This is a genomic window from Pseudomonas sp. P5_B2 (assembly GCF_056400445.1).
This window is the reverse complement of record NZ_JBFULH010000265.1, coordinates 1-5,788: the sequence shown is the minus strand read 5'-3', so window position 1 is coordinate 5,788 and position 5,788 is coordinate 1. Positions and strand designations below refer to the sequence as shown.

General features: G+C 59.2%; 4 protein-coding genes. 1 reads left to right on the top strand and 3 read right to left on the bottom strand.

Features of this window, described 5'->3' with window-relative positions:
* From zipA to AC1DRJ_RS17850, 3 genes are all read right to left on the bottom strand, one after another.
* On the bottom strand, nt 1-646 hold a 646-nt coding region (gene zipA, locus AC1DRJ_RS17860; RefSeq protein WP_477803324.1), incomplete at its 3' end, for a cell division protein ZipA.
* Nucleotides 647-884: 238 nt separating this feature from the next.
* The gene (smc, locus tag AC1DRJ_RS17855) at nt 885-4,373 is read right to left on the bottom strand and encodes a chromosome segregation protein SMC (RefSeq protein WP_477803323.1); all 3,489 of its coding nucleotides are present in this window, start codon (nt 4,371-4,373) and stop codon (nt 885-887) included.
* 2 nt (nt 4,374-4,375) lie between these two features.
* Complete coding sequence (locus AC1DRJ_RS17850) at nt 4,376-5,035, bottom strand: GntR family transcriptional regulator (protein WP_477803322.1); 660 nt, start codon at nt 5,033-5,035, stop codon at nt 4,376-4,378.
* Nucleotides 5,036-5,300: 265 nt separating this feature from the next.
* Here AC1DRJ_RS17850 and AC1DRJ_RS17845 point away from each other — a divergent pair.
* Nucleotides 5,301-5,788: 2Fe-2S iron-sulfur cluster-binding protein (locus tag AC1DRJ_RS17845; RefSeq protein WP_477803321.1), on the top strand; the 488-nt coding region annotated here is incomplete at its 3' end.

Here is a 5,788-nt window from a genome sequence, read left to right as displayed (position 1 = left end):
GTGTGCTGAAGTGGTCGATGTCATCCAGATCAAAGACACCCGGCTTGACCGCGTTGGCCATGGAGAACAGGACTTCGCCATTTCCTGCCATGCTTTCGTGGCGATGGAAGATGTCCATTTCGCCGAAACGCAAACCGCTTTCCAGAATGTTCTGCAACAGCGCAGGGCCTTTGAAACCCGCGGCGTCACGGCAGATCACGCTGATCACCAGCACTTCTTCAGCTTGTGGCTGTTCTTTTTCGCTGACCGCTGGCGAGGCCTTGGTGTCATCCGGGAAATCGTCGTCACGGCTGCTGAAGCTCGGGCCGCCGTCCAGGTCCAGGCTGAGATTCATGTCACCCTGGGAAGGCTCGCCATGGCCACGCTTGCCGCGCTTGGAACCCGATTCACGCGAATCACGGGCAGGCATGCTTACCGACGGCAGGTCGTGCTCGTCCAGTTGCGGTTCTTTCTGCGTATCCAGCACCCGGTGCGGGCCCAGCAGCTCGGCGCCGGCGTCCTCTTCCGGTAAGTTGGACAAACTTCGGTCAAGACGGAATTTCAGTTTTCCCTTGCCGCCGCGCATCCGGCGCCAGCCATCAAAAAGAATACCGGCAATGACAATAATGCCGATGACGATCAGCCACTCGCGCAGACCGATTTCCATGTAATCCCGTGCCTCTATAAAAAATGCTGAAAAATAAGGGGTTTACAAGCTGTAAACCGCTTTAAAACKTGGCGCCAACTCTATGTTCTGACAGGCGTTTTGCCCACGTATACGAAAAATTGATATTAAACTAGCACGACCAAAGGCAACTTTACAGGGCTGCGCAGCTACAAGCTTCAAGCTATAAGCTGCAAGCCACCTCTCTTGCAGCTTGAAGCTTGCAACTAGAGGCTGGCCTTCAGGCATCCACCATCGCCATCGCCTCCTCGACATCCACCGCTACAAGACGCGAGCAACCCGGTTCGTGCATCGTGACCCCCATCAGTTGCTCGGCCATTTCCATGGCGATCTTGTTGTGGGTGATATAGATGAACTGCACCGTTTGCGACATCTCTTTGACCAAGCGTGCATAGCGTCCAACGTTAGCGTCATCCAGCGGCGCGTCAACCTCATCGAGCATGCAGAACGGCGCCGGGTTCAACTTGAAGATCGCAAAAACCAGAGCCAAAGCAGTCAGGGCTTTTTCGCCACCAGAGAGCAAATGGATGGTGCTGTTCTTCTTCCCTGGCGGCTGCGCCATGATCGTCACCCCTGTATCGAGTAGATCTTCGCCCGTCAGTTCCAAATACGCGCGCCCGCCACCGAAAACTTTTGGGAAAAGCGCCTGTAAACCGCCATTGATCTGATCAAAGGTATCTTTGAAACGGTTCCGGGTTTCCTTGTCGATCTTGCGAATCACGTTCTCGAGCGTGTCCAGCGCTTCCACCAGATCATCGTTCTGCGCATCCAGATATCGCTTACGCTCGGATTGCTGCTGGTATTCATCGATGGCCGCCAGGTTGATCGCACCGAGACGCTGAATGCGTGCGGCGATGCGTTCGAGTTCTTCTTCGGCGTCTTTCTCGTTGGCTTCGGCAGTCAGCGTGGCGAGTACGCCGTGCAGGTCGTAGCCGTCTTCGTGCAACTGCTCTTCGAGGGCTTTGCGGCGCACGGTCAGGGCTTGCCATTCCATGCGTTGGGTTTCCATCTGACCGCGAATCAACTGCGACTGCTGCTCAGCCTGGTTACGCCGTTTTTCGGCATCACGCAGTTCGCGGTCGGCGTCTTCCAAGGCGATCTGCGCGGTCTTGAGTTCTTCGTCGACGGTCATGCGCTTGTCGAGCAGCTCTTCAAGTTTCAGCCGCAGCTCTTCCAGTGGCGCCTCGCCCTCCTCCAGATTGAGGCTCAGCTGTTCGCGTTTTTCGGTCAGACGCTCGGACTGCATCTCCAGCCGCTCCAGCGCCTGGCGTGTCGAGTCGTGTTGCGCCTTGAGCGAGCCGAGACGCACAGCCAATTGATGCGCGTGATCCTTGTGCTGCCGGGCTTCTTGACGCACCCGATCCAGTCGCTCGCGCAAGCTGTCGCGCTGGGCCAGCAGCAATTCACGCTGCTCGGTGTCTAGCGCCATCGCGTCGAGGGCTTCCTGCAATTGCAGGCGCGCTTCGCCGATGTTTTCGTGCTCCAGCGCACGCTGCTCGCTCAGCTCGGTCAGCTCTTCGTCCAGCCGGGTACGACGCAACGTCAACTGCTCGGCCTTGGCTTTGCCGGCAGACAGTTGCGCCTTCAATTCGCCTTGCTGACGCGCTTCGTCTTGCAGTAGACGACGCAGGTGTTCGCGACCGTTTTCTTGCTGACGCTGTTGCGCCCTGGAATTTTGCAATCGGGTTTCCAGGGTTTCGACCGTGGCTTCGCGCTCTTCACGCTCCTCGGTCAAACGCTGGATTTCCTGACCGCGCGCCAGCACACCGCTTTCGGCTTCGCTGGCCCGACGCACGCGCAAAAAGTGCCGACCGACCCAGTAACCATCACGACTGATCAGGCTATGCCCCGCCGTCAATTGACCGCGCTGCGCCAACGCCTGTTCGAGGCTGTCCACCGGTTTGACCTGCCCCAGCCACGGCGACAAATCGATCTGCGCCTCAACCTTGTCGAGCAAGCTGCCCGGTATGCGCGCACCATCGCTGGCAGGGCTGAGCAAACGCAAATCGCCCTGGGCGAAACCGGCCAGGTCGAAATCGCCGAAGTCATCCACCAGCACCGCTTGCAGATCGGCACCGAGCACGGTTTCCACCGCCAGCTCCCAACCCGCTTCAACCTTCAGGCCTTCGGCCAGACGCGGACGATCCGCCAGATGCTGCTCACGCAACCATTCAGCGGTGCCGGTGCCCGGATCAAGCGCGGCTTGCTGCAAGGCTTCAAGGGACGCGAGACGACCGTTGAGGCGCTGCAAATCGCCTTGCGCCTGCTGCTGATTTTGCAGGGCTGATTGCAGTTCCTGACGCAGTTGCTCAAGGCGTTCGACCTGCGCTTCTTCGCTGGCCTGCAAATCTTCCAGCGTGGCTTCACTGGCCGCCAGCTGCTCGCTGAGCTCCATGATCGCCGCGTCTTCCGGGTCTGCCGAAAGCAACGTTCGCTCTTCGCCGAGGCGCTTCTGACGGTCGGCCAAACGCTCCATGCTGGTTTCCAGCTGCTGGATGCGCGATTGCTGCACTTCAGACTGACGACGAGGTTCGGCGGCGGTCAGGTTGAACGTGTCCCACTGTTCCTGCCAGCCGTGCATGGTGGTTTCGGATTCTTCCAGCGCAGCGGCGGCTTCTTCGGCGGCGGCGCTGGTGACTTCCTGCTCTGGCGTGAGCATGTCGAGCTCTTCGCCGAGGGTCAGCAGCAACGTACGGTCGTGCCCTAGGTGAGACTCGGTTTCCAGACGCGCGCGCTCAGCTTCTTTCAGATCGTCCTGCAACTGGCGCAGGCGTTGCTGGCCGTGCTGGATGCTCTGCTCGACCCGGGCGATGTCGCCGCCGACCGAATAGAAGCGTCCTTGCACCACATTGAAGCGCTCGGACAGGTCATGGTGCCCGTCCCGGAAGCGTTCGATGCTCGCATCGGCATTGCGTTGCTCGGCGACCAAGGCTTCGAAGGTAACTTCCTGGTTGCCGATCACCGCTTCACGCTGGCCGACCTGCTCGTTCAACGCCTGCCAGCGCAAGGCTGACAGCTGAGCCTTGARCTGACGCTCTTCGCCTTTGAATTCCTGATACTTCTTCGCAGCTTCGGCCTGGCGGTGCAGGCGTTCAAGCTGACGTTCCAGCTCTTCACGCAGGTCGGTCAGGCGTGCGAGGTTTTCGTGGGTGCGGCGGATGCGGTTTTCAGTCTCGCGCCGGCGCTCCTTGTATTTGGAGATGCCCGCCGCTTCCTCAATAAAGTTACGCAGGTCTTCGGGTTTGGACTCGATCAGCTTGGAGATCATCCCCTGCTCGATGATCGAGTAGCTGCGCGGGCCGAGGCCGGTGCCAAGGAAAATGTCGGTGATATCACGACGACGGCATTTGGTGCCGTTGAGGTAATAGGTGGTCTGGCTGTCGCGGGTCACTTTGCGGCGAATGGAGATTTCCGCATAGGCGGCGTATTCACCGAGCAGGGTGCCGTCGGAGTTGTCGAACACCAGCTCGATGCTGGCCTGGCTCACCGGTTTACGGCTGGTTGAGCCGTTGAAGATGACGTCGGTCATCGACTCACCGCGCAAGTTCTTGGCCGAGCTTTCGCCCATCACCCAGCGCACGGCGTCGATGATGTTCGACTTGCCGCAACCATTGGGCCCGACCACGGCCGCCATGTTGCTGGGGAAGTTCACCGTGGTCGGATCAACGAAGGATTTGAATCCCGCCAGCTTGATGCACTTGAGCCGCACGCTTAAGCGTCCGCCAGGGCAGAAACCACCAGATCGCAACTGCGCTGGCCGTAGGCCGTCAGCACTTCGCGGATCTGCGGAAAGTCACGGCCCAGGACCGCGGCGAGCAGGCGTTCGAACAGCTCCAGGAACTCGCTCATCGAAGCCTTGCGCTGGTCCAGGGCGAGGAAATACGCGCGGCTCATGGCCGGTTGCAGATTCTCGACGGTTTCCTGCAAGTACGGGTTGTTGGCGAACGGGTACGCGGCGCGCATCACATTGAAGCTGTCGTCGACGAAGGTACGGATGTCCTGACGCTCGTAGCTCGCGGCCAGGCGCTGCTGGATTTGCACGAACGGCGCCATATCAGCCTGGGTTTCCCAGCCGCTGGCCACGGCATTACCGAGCAGAATGTACAGCTCGCTCATCAGCGCGCACAGGCTCTGCACCTTGTGCGCCGTAAGTTCGGTGACATGGGCGCCTCGTCGCGGAAGGATCGCGATCAGGTGGCGACGTTCAAGAATCAGCAGGGCCTCACGGACCGAGCCGCGGCTGACATTGAGCGCCAGCGTGACCTTCTGTTCCTGAATGCGCTCCCCGGGCTTCATTTCGCCGCGAATGATGCGTTCGGCGAGGTGGTGAGCAATTTGCTCGGCGAGGCTGTCGGGCGCCTTGAACGTCATGGTTGTCCTTCAAACTCTTCGATCTGCACAAGCGGCGCAGTGTAGCGCACTTGATAGATCATGGCGCAGGGCCCACTCGGCGGTTTTGGCACGATTCAAGCAAAAAGCAGGTAAGTGCGCGAGGGTCAATAATGAAGGAATGAAGGGTTTACCGACAAAATGCCGCTTCCTGACTTTTAAGTCAGAAAATCATTGACCGAATAGTCAGACCTGCTAAATTCGGTCTTAGTCGGTTAACAACAATAATGAGTCTGCGAGGCCTTCCGTGATCCAGTTTTTACTTAACCAGGAACTCCGTAGCGAGCACGCCCTGGACCCAAACCTGACCGTGCTCAATTATCTGCGCGACCATGTGGGCAAACCCGGCACCAAAGAAGGCTGCGCCAGCGGTGACTGTGGCGCCTGCACCGTGGTGGTCGGCGAGTTGCAAACGGATGACGATGGCCGCGAACACATTCGCTATCGCAGCCTCAATTCGTGCCTGACGTTCGTGTCGTCACTGCACGGCAAACAACTGATCAGCGTTGAAGACCTCAAACACCAGGGCGAACTGCACAGCGTGCAAAAAGCCATGGTCGAGTGCCACGGTTCACAATGCGGCTTCTGCACCCCGGGCTTCGTCATGTCGCTGTTCGCCCTGCAAAAGAACAGTGATGCACCGGACCAGCGCAAAGCCCACGAAGCGCTGGCCGGCAATCTTTGCCGTTGCACCGGCTATCGGCCGATTCTGCAAGCTGCCGAGCAGTCCTGCTG

Bases quoted from the DNA above. Each gene is read 5' to 3' on its own strand.
- AC1DRJ_RS17850 (WP_477803322.1), bottom strand. From the start codon at position 5,035: ATGACGTTCAAGGCGCCCGACAGCCTCGCCGAGCAAATTGCTCACCAC.